Source organism: Kitasatospora sp. NPDC127035 (assembly GCF_042726075.1).
Lineage (GTDB): Bacteria > Actinomycetota > Actinomycetes > Streptomycetales > Streptomycetaceae > Kitasatospora.
The window spans coordinates 1-16,619 of record NZ_JBHXDN010000111.1 but is presented as its reverse complement, the minus strand read 5'-3'; the positions used below and the strand labels follow the sequence as shown (position 1 = coordinate 16,619).

Annotated in this window: 2 protein-coding genes and 1 pseudogene; all 3 read right to left on the bottom strand. The window is 77.9% G+C overall.

The genetic code is table 11. The features are described 5' to 3' along the window. Positions 1-6,498, bottom strand: a 6,498-nt coding sequence (locus tag ACFWIC_RS39350) for a type I polyketide synthase (protein ID WP_380521877.1), incomplete at its 3' end; no start/stop codon positions are given. After that, positions 6,493-6,573: pseudogene (locus tag ACFWIC_RS39345) on the bottom strand (polyketide synthase docking domain-containing protein); the annotation flags it as partial. The gene ACFWIC_RS39350 and the pseudogene ACFWIC_RS39345, both read right to left, overlap by 6 nt. A 17-nt stretch (positions 6,574-6,590) precedes the next feature. Then, positions 6,591-16,328: a type I polyketide synthase gene (locus ACFWIC_RS39340; RefSeq protein WP_380521875.1), complete on the bottom strand. Its 9,738-nt coding sequence runs from the start codon at positions 16,326-16,328 to the stop codon at positions 6,591-6,593. Between the last annotated feature and the right edge of the window lie 291 nt (positions 16,329-16,619).

Genomic DNA, 16,619 nt, shown 5'->3' with positions numbered 1-16,619 from the left:
CGCATCGAACGCAGCAGCGAACACCGGCTCCGAGGCATACAACTCACGCCCCATCCCCACCCGCTGACTCCCCTGACCCGAGAACAGGAACGCCAGCCCACCAGCCTGCGCAGTGCCGCGAACGACCTCCACACCCTCCAGATCACGCAACGCAGCCGGGTCGCCGAGGGCGACGGCCCGCTCTTCGAGGGCGGCCCGCCCGGTCACCAGCGACTGTGCGACGTCCACCGCCGAACCGGCGGACTCCGCCACCCCGGCGATCCGCAGGGCCTGCTCACGCAGCGCCTCCGGGGAACGCGCCGACACCACGAACGGCACCACGGACGGGACCGAGGCAGCGGTCGCGGCAGCCGCCGCAGGATCGGCGACCGGCTCCCCCTCGCGGACCTCGGCGGTCTCCGCCTCGACCGGCGCCTGCTCGACGATGACGTGCGCGTTGGTCCCGGAGACGCCGAACGCCGAGATGCCCACCCGGCGCGGACGGCCCGCGTCCGGCCACGCCTGCTCCTCCGTCAGCAGCCGGACCGAACCGTCCGACCAGTCGACGTGCGGGGACGGCGCGTCGACGTGCAGGGTGCGCGGCAGCACACCGTGCCGGATCGCCAGCACCGACTTGATCACCCCGGCCACGCCGGCCGCCGCCTGGGTGTGCCCGATGTTCGACTTCACCGACCCCAGCCAGAGCGGCCGGTCCTCCGGCCGGCCCTGCCCGTAGGTGGCCAGCAGCGCGTGCGCCTCGATCGGGTCGCCCAGCGTGGTGCCGGTGCCGTGCGCCTCGACGGCGTCGACGTCGGCCGGCTCCAGGCCCGCGCCGGCCAGCGCCGCCCGGATCACCCGCTGCTGCGAGGGACCGCTCGGGGCCGTCAGGCCGTTGGAGGCGCCGTCCTGGTTGACCGCCGAACCGCGCAGCACCGCCAGCACCTCGTGACCCAGCCGCCGCGCGTCCGACAGCCGCTCGACCAGCAGCAGCCCGACCCCCTCGGCCCAGCCGGTGCCGTCCGCCGCCGCCGCGAAGGCCTTGCAGCGGCCGTCGGGCGACATCGCGCGCTGGCGGGAGAACTCGACGAACGTGGTCGGGGTGGTCATCAGCAGCACGCCGCCCGCCACCGCGAGGTCGGACTCGCCGGAGCGCAGCGACTGCGCGGCCAGGTGGAGCGCGACCAGCGAGGAGGAGCAGGCGGTGTCCACCGTGACCGCCGGGCCCTCGAAACCGAAGGTGTAGGAGATCCGGCCGGAGGCGACGCTGCCCGCGTTGCCGATGCCGAGGTAGGCCTCCAGCTCCGCCGGGACCCGCTGGGCAGCACTCGCGTAGTCGCGGCCGGAGATCCCGGCGAAGACACCGGTGCGGCTGCCGCGCAGGGAGGTGGGGTCGATGCCGGCGCGCTCGAAGACCTCCCAGGTGGTCTCCAGCAGCAGTCGCTGCTGCGGGTCGATCGCGGGTGCCTCCCGCGGCGGGACGCCGAAGAACTCGGCGTCGAACTCGCCGATGCCGTCGAGGAATCCGCCGTGCCGGGCGTAGGACGTGCCGGGCCGGTCGGGGTCGGGCGAGTAGAGGGCGTCGAGGTCCCAGCCGCGGTCGGTCGGGAACCCGGAGAGCGCGTCGACGCCCTCGGAGACCACCCGCCAGAGGTCCTCGGGCGAGCCGACGCCGCCGGGGTAGCGGCAGGCCATGCCGACGATGACGATCGGGTCGTCGTCGACGACGGCCGCACCGGGGGCGGTGACCGCGCCGGGGGCCGTACCGGACCCACCCTCGGCACCCCACAGCTCCTCGGCCAGCCAGTCGGAGAGCGCGGCGGGCGTCGGGTGGTCGAAGACGACGGTGGCGGGCAGCCGGCGGCCGGTGAGCGCGCCGAGCCGGTTGCGGAACTCGACGGCGGTGAGCGAGTCGAAACCCTGCTGGCCGAAGGCCTTGGCGGGGTCGACGGCGTCGGCCGAACGGTGCCGCTGGACGACCGCCGCCTCGGCCCGGACGACGCCGAGCAGGCTGCGGCGCCGTTCGGCGGCGGGCAGCGCGCCGAGGCGCGCCAGCACGTCGCTCCCGCCGGCCGCCGCCGGGGCGGCAGCGGCGGCGGCGCGCGGCACCAGTTCGGCGACCAGCGGGTGCGGCCGGTCACGGAACAGCACCGGCCAGTCGACGTCCGCGACGACCAGGTGGCTCTCGCCGTGGTCCAGGGCCTGGCCGAGCAGGGCGACGGCCTGGACGGGCGGCAGCGAGGCGAGGCCGTGCCGGAGCAGTTGCTGCTCGGCGCCGTCGGCGGCGATGCCCGCGCCCGCCCAGTGGCCCCAGGCGATCGAGGTCGCGGGCAGACCGGCGGCGCGCCGCTCGGCGGCCAGCGCGTCGAGGTAGGCGTTGCCGGGCGCGTAGTTGGCCTGACCCGGGATGCCGGCGACACCGGCCAGCGAGGAGAAGAGGACGAAGGCGGACAGGTCGTGGCCGGCCGTCAGCTCGTGCAGCAGCCGGGCGGCGCCCGCCTTGGCGCGCAGGGCGGCGGCGAGCTGCTCGGGCGTGAGCGTGGGGATGAGGCCGTCGTGCAGGGCGGCGGCGGTGTGGACGACGGCGGTGAGCGGCAGGTCCGCGGGGACGGCGTCGAGGACGGCCGTCAGGGCGGCCCGGTCGGCGACGTCGGCGGCGGCGTAGGTCACCCGGGTCCCGAGGGCGGTGAGTTCGGCCTCCAGGGCGGACGCCTCGGGGGCGTCGGCCCCGCGTCGGCTGACCAGCAACAGGTGTTCGGCGCCGCGTCCGGCCAGCCAGCGGGCGACGTGTCCGCCGAGGGCGCCGGTGCCGCCGGTGATCAGGGTGGTGCCACGCGGCTTCCACGACCGGTCGGCGGCGTCCTGCGACCCGTCCTGCCCACCGTCCGGGGAGGCCGCCGGAGCGGCGGACAGCGGGGCGGCGGGCAGCGGGGCGGCCTGGACCAGCCGACGGGCGAAGGCCCCGGCCGGCCGGAGCGCCAGCTCGACCTCGCGCTCCGCGGACGCGTCCGTGAGCAGCGCGGCCGCCTGCTGCCAGGTCTGCCGGTCGGGCGCGGCCGGCAGGTCGAGCAGTCCGCCGAAGAGGGCCGGCTGCTCGGCGGCGAGGATCGCGCCGAAGCCCCAGACGAGGGCCTGCTCCGGATCGGTGACCGGGTCGGTGGGGCCGGTGCCGACGGCGCCGCGGGTGAGGTACCAGACCGGCGCGGTCAGGCCCGTCTCGTCCAGGGCCTGGGCGAGCGCGACCTGGGCGGCGTGCGCCCACGGCAGGTCGTCGTGCTCGGGGTGCCGGCCGGGGTGCAGGCCGAGCAGCGAGACGACGCCGGCGACCGGGGGCGTCCCGGAGCCGGCCGGTCCGGCGGATGCTCCGCCGAGCGTCAGGGCGAGCTTCGCGGCGAGCGCGGCCCGGTCGACCCCGCCGACCAGCAGCTCGACGGAGCCGCCGGCCGCGGCGAGCGCCTCGCCGAGCCCCTCGGCCCAGGTGTGTCCGACCGCCTCCTCCGGGACGACGACCAGCCAGCGGCCGTCCGACCGGCCCCCGGCCCGGCCCGCCGGGACGGTGACCGGCCGCCAGGTCAGGCGGTGGCGCCAGCCGTCGGCCGCGGTGGCGGCGCGGCGGCGGTCCCACCAGGAGGCGAGCGCGGGCAGGACGGGGACCAGCCGGTCGCCGTCCACGCCGATCGCCTCGCCGAGCCGGCCGGCGTCCCGTCCGGCGACCAGCTCCCAGAACAGGCTGTCCCCGGCGGCGCCGGAACCGGGAGCACCGGCACCGGCGGCGGACAGGTGCTCGGGCGAGCGGCTGGCGTCCAGCCAGTACCGCTGCCGCTGGAACGGGTAGCCCGGCAGGTCGGCGTGGGCGGGGCGGGCGCCGGCGAAGGCGGTCGCCCAGTCCACGGCGACGCCCCGGACGTACAGCTCGGCGACGGAGGAGAGCCAGCGGTCGCGGTTGCCCCGGCCGCGCCGGAGCGAGCCGGTGACGACGGCGTCGGCGACCCCGGCGGCGTCCAGGGTGTCCTCGATCGCGCCGGTGAGCACGGGGTGCGGGGAGACCTCGACGAAGACGGTGTGCCCGGACTCGGCGAGCCGGCGCGTGGCCTGCTCGAAGCGGACGGTGTGGCGCAGGTTCCGGTACCAGTAGCCGGCGTCCAGCCCGGCGGTGTCCTGCCAGTCGCCGGTCACGGTGGAGAGCAGCGGGACGGTGCCGGCGCGCGGGCGGACGTCGGCCAGCAGGGCGAGCAGCTCCTCGCGCAGGGCCTCCGTCTGCACCGAGTGCGAGGCGTAGTCGATGTTGACGGGACGGACGGTGGCGCCGTCGGCGGTGAACGCCTCGGTGAGCTCGGCGAGGGCGTCGAGGTCACCGGAGACCACGGTGGCCTGCGGGCCGTTGACGACGCCGATGGAGAGCCGGCCGGGCCAGGCGGCGATCCGCTGCTCGACCTCGGCGAGCGGGCGGGAGACCGAGACCATGCCGCCCTTGTGCGAGATCCGCGCGAGCAGCTTGGCGCGCAGGGCGACGATCCGGGCGCCGTCCTCCAGGGTGAGCCCGCCGGCGACGTACGCGGCGGCGACCTCGCCCTGGCTGTGGCCGACGACGGCGTCGGGGCGGACGCCGTAGGCCTGCCAGAGTTCGGCGAGCGAGATCATGACGGCCCAGAGCACGGGCTGGACCACGTCCACCCGGTCGGGGTCGGGGCCGTCGGCCGCGCCCCGGACCACGTCGAGCAGCGACCAGTCGGTGTGCGGGGCGAGGGCGTCGGCGCAGCGGGTCAGGGCGTCGGCGAAGACGGGCTCGGTGGCGAGCAGGCCGGCCGCCATGCCGGTCCACTGGGAGCCCTGGCCGGGGAAGACGAAGACGGTGCGGCCCGGGGTGCCGGCCCGGCCGCGGACCACGCCGGGGCCGTCGAGGCCGCGCAGCGCCGCCAGGGTGTCGGCCGTCGGCGCACCGGCCGTCGGGCCGTCGCCCACCGGGGCGACGACGACGGCGCGCTCCTCCAGGGCGGCGCGGCCGGTGGCCAGGGTGTGGGCGGCGGCCACCGCGTCGGGGCCCGGGAGGCCGTCGGTGCGATCACCGGCGAGCCGGCCGGCGATCCGGGCCGCGTGGGCGGTGAGCGCCTCGGGGGTGCGGGCGGACAGGACGTACGGCAGCACGGCCGGGGCGGACGGGGCCGCGGTGTCCGCCGCCTGCTCCGACGCCTCCGGCGCCTGCTCGACGATGACGTGCGCGTTGGTGCCGGAGACGCCGAACGCCGAGACGGCGGCGCGGCGCGGCCGGTCCAGGGCGGGCCACTCCTGCCGCTCGGTGAGCAGCCTGACGGTGCCGTCCGACCAGTCGACGTGCGGGGACGGCGCGTCGACGTGCAGGGTGCGCGGCAGCACACCGTGCCGGATCGCCAGCACCGACTTGATCACCCCGGCCACGCCGGCCGCGGCCTGGGTGTGCCCGATGTTGGACTTCACCGACCCCAGCCAGAGCGGCTGTCCGTCGCTGTGCGCCTGCCCGTAGGTGGCGATGAGCGCCTGGGCCTCGATCGGGTCGCCGAGCCGGGTGCCGGTGCCGTGCGCCTCGACCACGTCGACGTCGCCGGCGGTCAGCCCGGCGGAGGCGAGCGCCTCGCGGATGACGCGCTGCTGGGAGGTGCCGCTGGGGGCGGTGAGCTGGCTGGAGCGGCCGTCCTGGTTGACGGCGGAGCCGCGCAGCACCGCGAGGACCCGGTGGCCGTTGCGGCGGGCGTCGGAGAGCTTCTCCAGGACGAGCAGGCCGGCGCCCTCGCCCCAGCCGGTGCCGTCGGCGGCGGCGGCGAACGGCTTGCAGCGGCCGTCGGGGGCGAGGCCGCGCTGGCGGCTGAACTCGATGAACATGCCGGGCGCGGAGAGCACGGTGGCGCCGCCGGCCAGGGCGATCGAGCACTCCCCGGCGCGCAGCGAGCGCGCGGCCAGGTGGAGCGCGACCAGCGAGGAGGAGCAGGCGGTGTCGACGGTGACGGCCGGGCCCTCCAGGCCGAGGCTGTAGGCGATCCGGCCGGAGGCGACGGAGGTGGTGGTGCCGGTGAGGACGTAGCCGTCGGTCTCCTCGGCGGGCAGGTGGTGCATGCTCGGCCCGTACTCCTGGGCGATGACGCCCGCGAAGACACCGGTCCGGCTGCCGCGCAGTGCGGCGGGGTCGATCGCGGCGTCCTCCAGGGCCTCCCAGGCGGTCTCCAGGAGGAGGCGCTGCTGGGGCTCGGCGGCGAGCGCCTCGCGCGGCGAGATGCCGAAGAACTCGGCGTCGAACTCGCCCGCCTCGTAGAGGAATCCACCCTCGCGGGCGTAGCTGCGGCCGGGCTTGGCGGGGTCGGGGTCGTAGAGGTGGTCGAGGTCCCAGCCGCGGTCGGCGGGGAACGGGCCGACGACGTCGCGCTCGTCGGAGACCAGCCGCCACAGGGCGTCCGGGGTGTCGGCGCCGCCCGGGAAGCGGCAGGCCATGCCGACGATGGCGATCGGCTCCTCCGCGCCGCCGCCGGCCGCCTTGGCCTCGGCGTCGCGCAGTCGCTGACGGGTCTGGTGCAGCTCGGCGGCGACCTTGTTGAGGTAGTCGCGGAGCTTCTGCTCGTTGGTGCTCATCTCTGCGTTGGCCTCTCTCAGGAAATGCCGAGCTCGTTGTCGATGAAGTCGAAGATGTCGTCGTCGCTGACGTCGGTGATGCGGGCGGCGAGGCCGTCGTCGGCCTCCGGGCCCGCCGGGGCGGCCGGTCCGTCCGGGTGCGGTGCCGGGGTGGGCACGCCGAGCACGGCGAACAGCGCGGTGAGCCGGGCCGCTGCGCCGGCGCGGGCGTCCGGGTCGTCGCCGAGGGCGGCCAGGGCCTGCTCCAGCCGGTCGAACTCGGCTGTCGGGTCGGCCCGGTGCGGCTGCGGGGCGGGGGCGAGCCGGTCGCGCAGGTGGGCGGCGAGGGCGGCCGGGGTCGGGTGGTCGAACAGGGCGGTGGTGGGCAGCCGCAGACCGGTCGCGGTGTTGATCCGGTTGCGCAGCTCGATCACCCCGAGGGAGTCGAACTCGCTGTCCATGAAGCCGAGGTCGCTCTGGATCGCGGTGGCGTCCGGGTGTCCCAGGACGGCGGCGGCGGTGGAGCGGACCAGGGCGAGCAGTTGCCGTTCCTGCTCGGCGGCCGGTTGGCCGGCGAGCCGGGCGGTCAGCGCGGCGGGTCCCTCGGCGCCGCCGGCGGCGGCCGGACGGGGGCGGTGTCGGGCGAGGCCGCGCAGGACGGGCGCGAGCCGGTCGGCGGGCACCGGCCCCGGGTCGAGGCGGGCGGCCGCCAGGGCGGGGTAGGGGGTGGTGAGCGCGGCGTCGAACAGGGTGAGCGCCTGCTCGTTGGTCATCGGGGCGAGGCCGGTGGCGGCGAGGCGTTCGGTCTCGGCGGCGGTGAGCCCGGCCGCCATGCCGCCGGCCTCGGCCCAGTGGCCCCAGGCGAGCGAGACGGCGGGCAGCCCGCGGACCGCCCGGTGCTGGGCGATCGCGTCCAACCGGGCGTTGGCGGCGCCGTAGTTGGCCTGGCCGGGGTTGCCGAGCAGGCCGACGGCGGAGGAGAACAGCACGAAGGCGGCGAGGTCGAGGTGGGCGGTGGCGCGGTGCAGGTGCCACGCGCCGTCGGCCTTGGCCCGCTGGACGGTGCGGAGCCGCTCGGGGGTGAGCGAGCCGAGGACGGCGTCGTCCAGCACGCCCGCGGTGTGCACGACGGCGGTCAGCGGGTGGTCGGCGGGGACGCCGGCGACGAGCGCGGCGACGGCGTCCGGGTCGGCGAGGTCGGTGGTGGCGAAGGTCACCGTGACTCCCGACTCGGCCAGTTCGGCGCGCAGTTCGGCGGCGCCGGGTGCGTCCGGCCCCTGCCGGCTCGCGAGCAGCAGGTGCCGGACCCCGTGCCGGGCGGTGAGGCGGTGGGCGACCAGCCGGCCGAGTGCGCCGGTGCCGCCGGTGACCAGCGCGGTTCCGCCGTCGGCGAGCGCGGTCGGCAGGGTGAGCGCGAGCTTGCCGGTGTGCCGGGCCTGGCTGAGCCTGCGCAGCGCCTGCGGGGCCTGCCGGACGGACTGGGCGTGGACGGGCAGCGGGAGCAGCTCGCCACGCTCGAAGAGTCCGGCCAGGTCGGCCAGGATCACCGCGATCCGGTCCGGGTCGACGTCGAACAGGTCGAAGGCCAGGTAGGCGGCGCCGTCGTGGTCGGCGGCGACGGTCGCCGGGTCGCGCTGGTCGGTCTTGCCCATCTCGACGAACCGGCCGGCGGGGGCGAGCAGGCGCAGCGAGGCGTCGGTGAACTCGCGGGCCAGCGCGTTGAGGACGACGTCGACGCCGCGGCCGCCGGTGGCGGTCCGGAAGGAGTCCTCGAAGTCGAGGGTGCGGCTGGAGGCGACCCGGTCGCCCGCCAGGCCGAGGCCGCGGAGCACGCCCCACTTGCCGGGGCCTGCGGTGGCGAGCACCACCGAGCCTCCGTGGCGGGCGAGTTGGACGGCGGCCTGGCCGACGCCGCCGGTGGCGGCGTGGATCAGGACGGTCTCGCCGGACCGGAGGCCGGCGAGGTCGTAGAGGCCGTGGTAGGCGGTGAGGAAGGCGACGGGGACGGTGGCGGCCTGGGCGTAGCTCCAGCCGTCGGGGATCCGGGTGAGCAGCCGGTGGTCGGTGACGGCGACCGGGCCGAGGGTTCCCTGGACCAGGCCCATCACCCGGTCGCCGGGCCGCAGTCCGGTGACGCCGGGGCCGGTCTCCAGGACGGTGCCGGCGCCCTCGGCGCCGATCCGGGCCCCACCCGGGTACATGCCGAGGGTGATCAGCACGTCGCGGAAGTTGAGGCCGGCGGCGCGCAGGGCGATCCTCACCTTCCCGGCGGCGAGCGGGCGTTCGGCCTCGGGGGCGGGCAGCAGGGCCAGCGAGTCCAGGCTGCCGGGGGTCGTGGTGTCGAGCCGCCAGGCCGCGGCGGTGCCGGGGTCGAGCAGGTCGGCGGCCCGGGTGCGGACCAGCCTCGGGACGCTGATCTCCCCGGCGCGCAGGGCGAGTTGCGGCTCGCCCGTGGCGAGGGAGGCCGACAGTGCGGTCGACAGGGCGGCGATCGTCCCGGTCGGGCCGGTCGCGGCGGACCGGTCGGCGCCGGGTGTTCCCGGGGCTCCGGGCGCGCCGCCCCCGGGGGCGGTGTCGACGTCCAGCAGGACGAACCGGTCCGGGTGTTCGGCCTGCGCGCTGCGGACCAGGCCCCAGACGGCGCCGGCGGCCGGGTCGGGCACGTCCTCGCCGGGGTGGGTGGCGACGGCGTGCTCGGTGACGAGGACGAGGGTGCCGGTCCGCTCGCCGTCCAGCCAGGCGTGCAGCAGGGCGAGGGTCTGCTCGGCGGTGCGGACGGGGGCGAGCACGGTCTGCCCGGCGCCGGCCTCGGCGAGGTCGGCGAGCACCGGGTGCTTCCCGGCGGGCGCGAGCGGCCGGGCGTCCTCGCCGAGCACGGCCCAGCCGTCGAGCGGGGCACCGTCGAAGGCGAGCGGCTGCCAGTCCAGGCGGTACAGCGAGTCCGGGCCCGCGGCGGCCGGGGCGCGCAGGGTGAGTGCGCCGACGGTGGCGACCGGCAGGCCGGCCGGGTCGATCAGCTCCAGCGTGACGGTGTCCTGGCCGGCCGGGGTGATCCGGGCCCGCAGCGCGGCGGCGCCGGCGCGGTGGACGGTGACGTCCCGCCAGGAGAAGGGGAGGACCGTCCGTTCGGCGTCCAGGACGACGGCGTGCAGGGCGGCGTCCAGCAGGGCCGGGTGCAGCGCGTAGGCGTCGGCGTCGGCGGCGGTCGGGGCGATCTCGGCGTACCGCTCCTCGCCGAGTGCGGCGACGGCGGTGAGGCCGCGGAAGGCCGGGCCGTACCGGTAGCCGCGCTCGGCGAGCCGCTCGTAGGCGTCGTCGAGGCCGACCGGGGCGGCGGCGGGCGGGGGCCAGGCGGCGGTGTCCGCGCCGGGGGCGGCGGGCGCCCGGTCGGCCACGGTGCCGGTGGCGTGGGTGGTCCACTCGGCGCCGTCGGCGGCCCCGGTGTCCGGCTGGGAGCGGATCCGCAGCGGCCGGCGGCCCTCGGCGTCGGCGGTGCCGAGCAGCGCCTGGAGCCGGACGCCGCCGGTGGCGGGCAGGGGGAGCGGGGCCGCCAGGTCCAGCGACTCGACGTGGGCGGCCCCGGCGCGCAGCGCGGCCTGGACGGCCAGCTCCAGGAAGGCGGTGCCGGGCAGCAGGACGCCGTCGGCGACGGCGTGGTCGGCCAGCCACGGGTGGGTGCGCAGCGAGATCCGCCCGGCGAGCAGCCAGCCCCCGCCGTCCGGGAGTTCGGTGGCGGCGGAGAGCAGCGGGTGGCCGGTGGCGGCCAGGCCGGACGCGTCGGCGGCCCGGCCGGCGGGCTGGTCCAGCCAGTGCCGGCGGCGCTCGAAGGGGTAGGTCGGCAGGTCGGTGCGGGCCGGGCCGGACGGCAGGGCGGTGTCCCAGTCGACCGGCACGCCGTGGACGTGCAGCCGGGCGAGCGCCTCGGCCGCGGTCGCCGGCTCCGGGCGGTCGGCGCGCAGCAGCGCCGCGAGGGCCCTCGGCGCGGCGGGGGCGGGCCCGGCGGGGCCGGCCTCGGTGAGGGCGTCCTCGGTGAGGGCGGCGAGGCTCTCCTCGGCGAGGGCGGTGAGCACCGGGCCGGGTCCGAGTTCCAGGTAGGCGGTGGTGCCGAGCCCGTCCAGGGTGCGGACGCCCTCGTGGAACCGGACCGCCTCGCGGATGTGCCGGACCCAGTAGCCGGGGTCGGTCAGCTCGGCCGCCGAGGCGAGGGCGCCGGTCAGGTTGGACACCACCGGGAGGCGCGGCGGGTGGTAGGTCAACCGCTCGGCCACCGCGCGGAACTCGTCCAGGACGGCGTCCATGTGCGGCGAGTGGAAGGCGCGCCCGACGGTCAGCAGCTTGACCTGCCGCCCGCGCGCCCGCCACTCCTCGGCGAGCCGCCGGACCTCGTCGCCGTCCCCGGAGAGGACGACCGACCCGGGCCCGTTGACGGCGGCGACCGACACCCGCCCGTCCAGTTCGGGCAGCACCTCGGCCTCGGTGGCCCGGACGGCGGCCATCGCGCCACCCGCCGGCAGCGCCTCCATCAGCCGGCCGCGGGCGGCGACCAGGGCCACGGCGTCCGGCAGCGTGAGCACGCCGGCCAGGTGGGCGGCGCTGAGCTCGCCGATCGAGTGCCCGATCAGGTGGTCGGGGCGCAGCCCGTACGCGGTGGTCGCCAGCCGGTGCAGCGCGACGTGCAGGGTGAACAGGGCGGGCTGGGTGTAGGCGGTGGTGTCCAGCAGGTCGGCCTGCGCGGTGCCCGGTGCGGCGAACAGGACGTCCTTCAGCGGGGCGGCCAGGTGCGGGCCGAACAGCTCGGCGACCTCGTCCACCGCCGCCGCGAACACCGGCTCGGCGCCGTACAGTTCGCGCCCGGCACCGGCGCGCTGACTGCCCTGGCCGGAGTAGAGGAAGGCCAGCCGGGGCGTCCGGGCCGCCGTGGCGCGGAGCAGTCCGGGGGCGTCCGCGCGGTCGTCGGCCAGCGCCCGCAGGGCGTCGGCCCGGTCCGCGGGTCCGGCGCCGAGGACGGCGGCGCGGTGCGGGAAGTGCGTGCGGGTGGTGGCCAGGGAGCGGGCGAGGCCGGGGGCGCCGTGTCCGGCGAGGTCCAGCAGGCGGGCGGCCTGGGCCCGGAGGGCCGGCTCGGTGCGGGCGGAGAGCAGGAGCGGCGCGTGCGCGTCCGGTGCCCCGGCCGCGGTCGTCTCCGCGGCGGGCCCGTCGGCGGGCTCCGTGGCCGGCGCGACGGTCGGCTCCGTGGCCGGCGCGGCGGGCTGCGCACCGGCCCCGGCGGGCGGGGCCTCCAGGATCAGGTGGGCGTTGGTGCCGCTGATCCCGAACGAGGAGACGGCGGCCCGGCGCGGCCGGCCCGTCTCGGGCCAGGGCGTGGCCCGGTCCAGCAGGCTGACGTCGCCGGCCGTCCAGTCGACGTGCGGCGACGGCGCGTCCAGGTGCAGGGTGCCCGGCAGTTCGCCGTGCTGCAGCGCCTGCACCAGCTTGATCACCCCGGTGACCCCGGCGGCGGCCTGGGTGTGGCCGATGTTGGACTTCGCCGAGCCGAGCAGCAGGGGGCGGGCCCGGTCCTGCCCGTAGGCGGCGAGCAGCGCGCGGGCCTCGATCGGGTCGCCCAGCGCGGTGCCGGTGCCGTGTGCCTCGACCGCGTCGACCTGGTCGGCCGTCAGCCCCGCGTTGGCGAGGGCCTGGCGGATCACCCGCTCCTGGGCCGGGCCGTTGGGGGCGGTCAGTCCGTTGGAGGCGCCGTCCTGGTTGACCGCGCTGCCCCGGACGAGGGCCAGCACCCGGTGTCCGCGGCGGCGGGCGTCGGAGAGCCGCTCCAGCAGGACCAGCCCGGCGCCCTCCGCCCAGGCCGTGCCGTCGGCGGCGGCGGCGAACGGCTTGCAGCGGCCGTCGGGGGCGAGGCCGCGCTGGCGGCTGAACTCGGTGAACATGCCCGGCGAGGACATCACCGTCGCCCCGCCCGCGATCGCCAGGTCGCACTCCCCCGTGCGCAGCGCCTGCGCGGCCAGGTGGATCGCCACCAGCGACGAGGAGCAGGCCGTGTCGACGGTGATCGCCGGGCCCTCCAGGCCCAGCGTGTAGGCCAGCCGGCCCGAGGCGACGCTGGTGAGCGTGCCGGTCAGGGCGTGCCCCTCGTACCCGGGGAGCGTCTCGTGCAGGCGCGGGCCGTAGTCCTGCGGCATGACGCCGACGAAGACGCCGGTCCGGCTGCCGCGCAGGGTGGCCGGGACGATCCCGGCGCGCTCGGTCAGCTCCCACGCCGACTCCAGCAGCAGGCGCTGCTGCGGGTCCGTGGCGGCTGCCTCGCGCGGGGCCAGGCCGAAGAAGGCGCCGTCGAACTCGTCGGCGTCGTACAGGAATCCGCCCTGCCGGGTGTAGGAGCTGCCGGGGCGCTCGCCGTCCGGGTCGTAGAGGGCGTCGAGGTCCCAGCCGCGGTTCTCCGGGAACGGGCCGATGGCGTCCCTGCCGGTGCGGAGCAGCTCCCACAGCTGCTCGGGGGTGTCGGCGCCGCCGGGCCAGCGCCCACTGAGGGCGACGATCGCGACCGGGTCCTCGTCGAGGCCGTCGGAGGTCCGCGCCGAGGCGGCGCCCGCCGCCTCGGGGACGGCCGTGCGCGTGCCCCTCCGCCCGGACAGGAACGCGGCGACGGCGCGGGGGGTGGGCCGGTCGTAGACCAGGCTGGTCGGCAGGGTGAGGCCGGTCGCGCCGGCGAGCCGGTCGCGGAACTCGACGGACGCGACGGAGTCGAAGCCGAGGTCCTTGAAGGTGCGGTCCGGGTCGACCGCGTCCGGTCCGCCCGGCTCGCCCAGCACGATCGCGGCACCCGCGCGGACGGCCGCCAGCGCGGCCTCCTCGCCGAGGACGTCGGTGTCCGGGGCTTCGGCGCCCGGGGCGTCGACCGCCAGGACGTCGGCGCCCGGGGCGTCGGTGGCCGGGGCGTCCCCGGTCGGGTGACCCCCGTGCGGGGCGGCCCCGTTCGGGTCGACGGCGGTCGCTCCCGCGGTGGCGCCCAGCCAGAGCCGGCGGCGCTGGAACGCGTACGTGGGGAGCCCGGTGAGCCGCTCGCCCGGCCCGTAGAGGGCGGACCAGTCCACCGCCCCGCCCCGGGCGAACAGCTCGCCCACCGCGGCGTGGAACTGGTCGAGTCCGCCGTGGTCCCGGCGGAGCGTGCCGGTGACCGCCGCCACGCCGTCGGCCAGCTGGCCGAGCCCGACCGTCAGCACCGGGTGCGGGCTGCTCTCCACGAACGCCCGGTGCCCGTCGGCCAGCGCCGCGCGGACCGCGCGCTCCAGCCGGACGGTGCCGCGCAGGTTGCGGAACCAGTAGGCGGCGTCGAGTCCGGCGGTGTCGAACCGCTCGCCGGTGAGCGTCGAGTAGAAGGCGACGGACGCGGTCCGCGGGCGGATCCCCGCGAGCAGGACGGGCAGGCTCTCCCTCAGCGGCTCCATCTGCGCCGAGTGCGAGGCGTAGTCGACGGGCACCAGCTTCGCCCGGACACCCTCCGCCCGGTACTGCTCCACCAGGTCGGCGACGGCCGCCCGGTCGCCCGAGACCACGGTCGCGGACGGGCCGTTGACCGCGGCGATCCCGAGCTCGTCGGCCCGCCCGGCGATCCGCCCGGCGACCTCCTCGGCGGACAGCGGGACGGCCGCCATGCCGCCCCGGCCGGTCAGGCCCAGACCGGCGATGGCCTGCGACCGCAGCGCGACCACCGCCGCCGCGTCCTCCAGCGAGAGCGCACCGGCCACGTGGGCGGCGGCGATCTCCCCCTGGGAGTGCCCGATCACGGCGTCCGGCCGGACACCCGCCGCCTCCCAGAGCGCGGCCAGCGACACCATCACGGCGAACAGGGCGGGCTGCACCACGTCCACCCGCTCCAGGTCCGGCGTGCCCGGCCCGCCGCGCAGCACCGCCCCGAGCGACCAGTCGACGTGCGGGGCGAGGGCCTCCTCGCAGGCGGCGATCTTCGCCGCGAACACCGGTGCGGTGGCGAGCAGTTCGCGGGCCATGGCGTCCCACTGCGCGCCCTGGCCGGGGAAGACCAGCACCGTGCCGCTGCCGGTCGCGCCCGCGGTACCCGCCCGGTCGCCGGCCCCGTGCCCGGCGGCGTCCGGCGCCGGGCCGTCGGCGAACGCCGCGCGCGCCGCACCGTCGGTGGTGGCACGGCCCTGGGCCAGGCCCGCCGCCTGCCCGCCCTCGGCGAGCGCGTCGAGGGCGGTGAGCAGGCCCTCCCGGTCGGTGCCGGTCACGGCGGCGCGGTACTCGAAGGCGGTCCGGGTGGTGGCCAGCGACCGACCGACCGCCACCGGGTCGGCGCCCGCCCGGTCGGCGAACGCACGGAGCCGGGCGGCCTGCCGGCGCAGCGCGGCCTGGGTCCGGGCGGAGAGCGGCCAGAGCAGCGGCCCGCCGGGCACGGTCGCGACCGCGGTGTCCTCGGCCGGCGCCTCGCCGACGCCTCCGGGCTCCCCCTCCTCCTCCCCCGGCGGGGCGGTCTCCGGGGCGTCGGCCACCAGCACGTGCGCGTTGGTGCCGCCCACGCCGAAGGAGCTGACGCCGGCGATCAGCCGGCCCGCGGCGTTCGGCCACGGTCCGGAGTCGGTCCGCACCGCGAGGCCGAGCCGCTCGAAGGGGATGTCCGGGTTGGGGGTGACGAAGTTGAGGCTGGCGGGAATCCTCCGGTGCCGCACGGCCAGGACCGTCTTCAGCAGGCCGACGATGCCCGAAGCGCCCTCCAGGTGACCGACGTTGGTCTTCGCCGAGCCGACCAGCAGCGGCTGCTCCGCCGGGCGCCCGGCGCCCAGTGCCGCGCCCAGGCCCGCCGCCTCGACCGGGTCGCCCACGCGGGTGCCCGTCCCGTGCAGCTCGACGTACTGGACCAGCCCGGGGGCGACGCCGGCCCGCCGGGCGGCCTCGCGGACCACCGCCGCCTGGGCGTCCGCGCTGGGGACGGTCAGGCCGTCGCTCGCGCCGTCGCTGTTGACCGCGCTGCCGAGCAGCACCGCGTGGACGCGGTCGCCGTCCGCCACCGCGCGGGTGAGCGGCTTCAGCACCAGCAGCACGCCGCCCTCGCCGCGCGCGTAGCCGTTGGCCCGGGCGTCGAAGGTGTAGCAGCGGTCGTCGGGCGAGAGCGCGCCGAACCGGTCGACGGTGAGCGTCGACTCGGCCGCCAGGTTGAGGTTGACGCCCGCCACCAGGGCGACGTCCGACTCGCCGCCGCGCAGGCTCTCCAGCGCGAGGTGGACGGCGACCAGGGAGGAGGACTGCGCGGAGTCGACGGTGAGGCTCGGACCGCGCAGGTCGAGGGCGTAGGAGACGCGGTTGGCGATGATGCCCCGGTTGAGACCGGTGAGGCTGTGCCGGGTGATCGCGCCGGCGCCGGTGGTGAGCGTGGTGTAGTCGGCGGCGATGGCGCCGACGAAGACGCCGGTACGGCCGCCGGCCAGCGCGGCGGGCAGGACGCCGGCGTTCTCCAGGGCCTCCCAGGCGAGTTCGAGCACCAGCCGCTGCTGCGGGTCGGCGGCGGCGGCCTCGGCCGGGGAGAGGCCGAAGAACTCGGGGTCAAACCGGTCGACGTGGTCGAGCCACCCGCCCGCCCGGGGCGGCTCCGCGCCGCCGCAGCGCTGGGGCGGCGCGGAGCCGACCGCACTCGCACCCGTGTCGAGCAGCTTCCAGAACGCCTCCGGGTCCGCCGCTCCCGGCAGCCGGCAGGCGACGCCGACGACGGCCACCGCCTCGGGCGGGCCGGGCTGCGGTGCGGACGGGTCGAGGGGTTCCAGGCGCGCCATGGTGGGTTCCACTCCTGAGGGCCGGTGGCTCGGATCGACCCTCAGAGTTCCGTGGATCCGCGCCGGTCGGGCCCCTAGCCAACCCCTGTAGAACCCCTATGACGTGGTCCCCTCAGCCTGCCGACCTGCCCGTCCGTCCCTCCGGCCACCCCCTGCGGCCCTCCCCCGGCCGGGCCGTCCGCCCGGCCGGATCCCCGCCGAACGCGGGCCGGGGGGGGCAGCGCGCCGGGGGGGGGGGGCGCGCGCGCGCCGCGGCGGGGGGGGCCCCCGCCCCCCGGGGCCCGCGGGGCG

Excerpts from the sequence above, each read along its gene's own strand:
- ACFWIC_RS39340 (WP_380521875.1), bottom strand. The coding sequence starts at position 16,328 with ATGGCGCGCCTGGAACCCCTCGACCCGTCCGCACCGCAGCCCGGCCCG.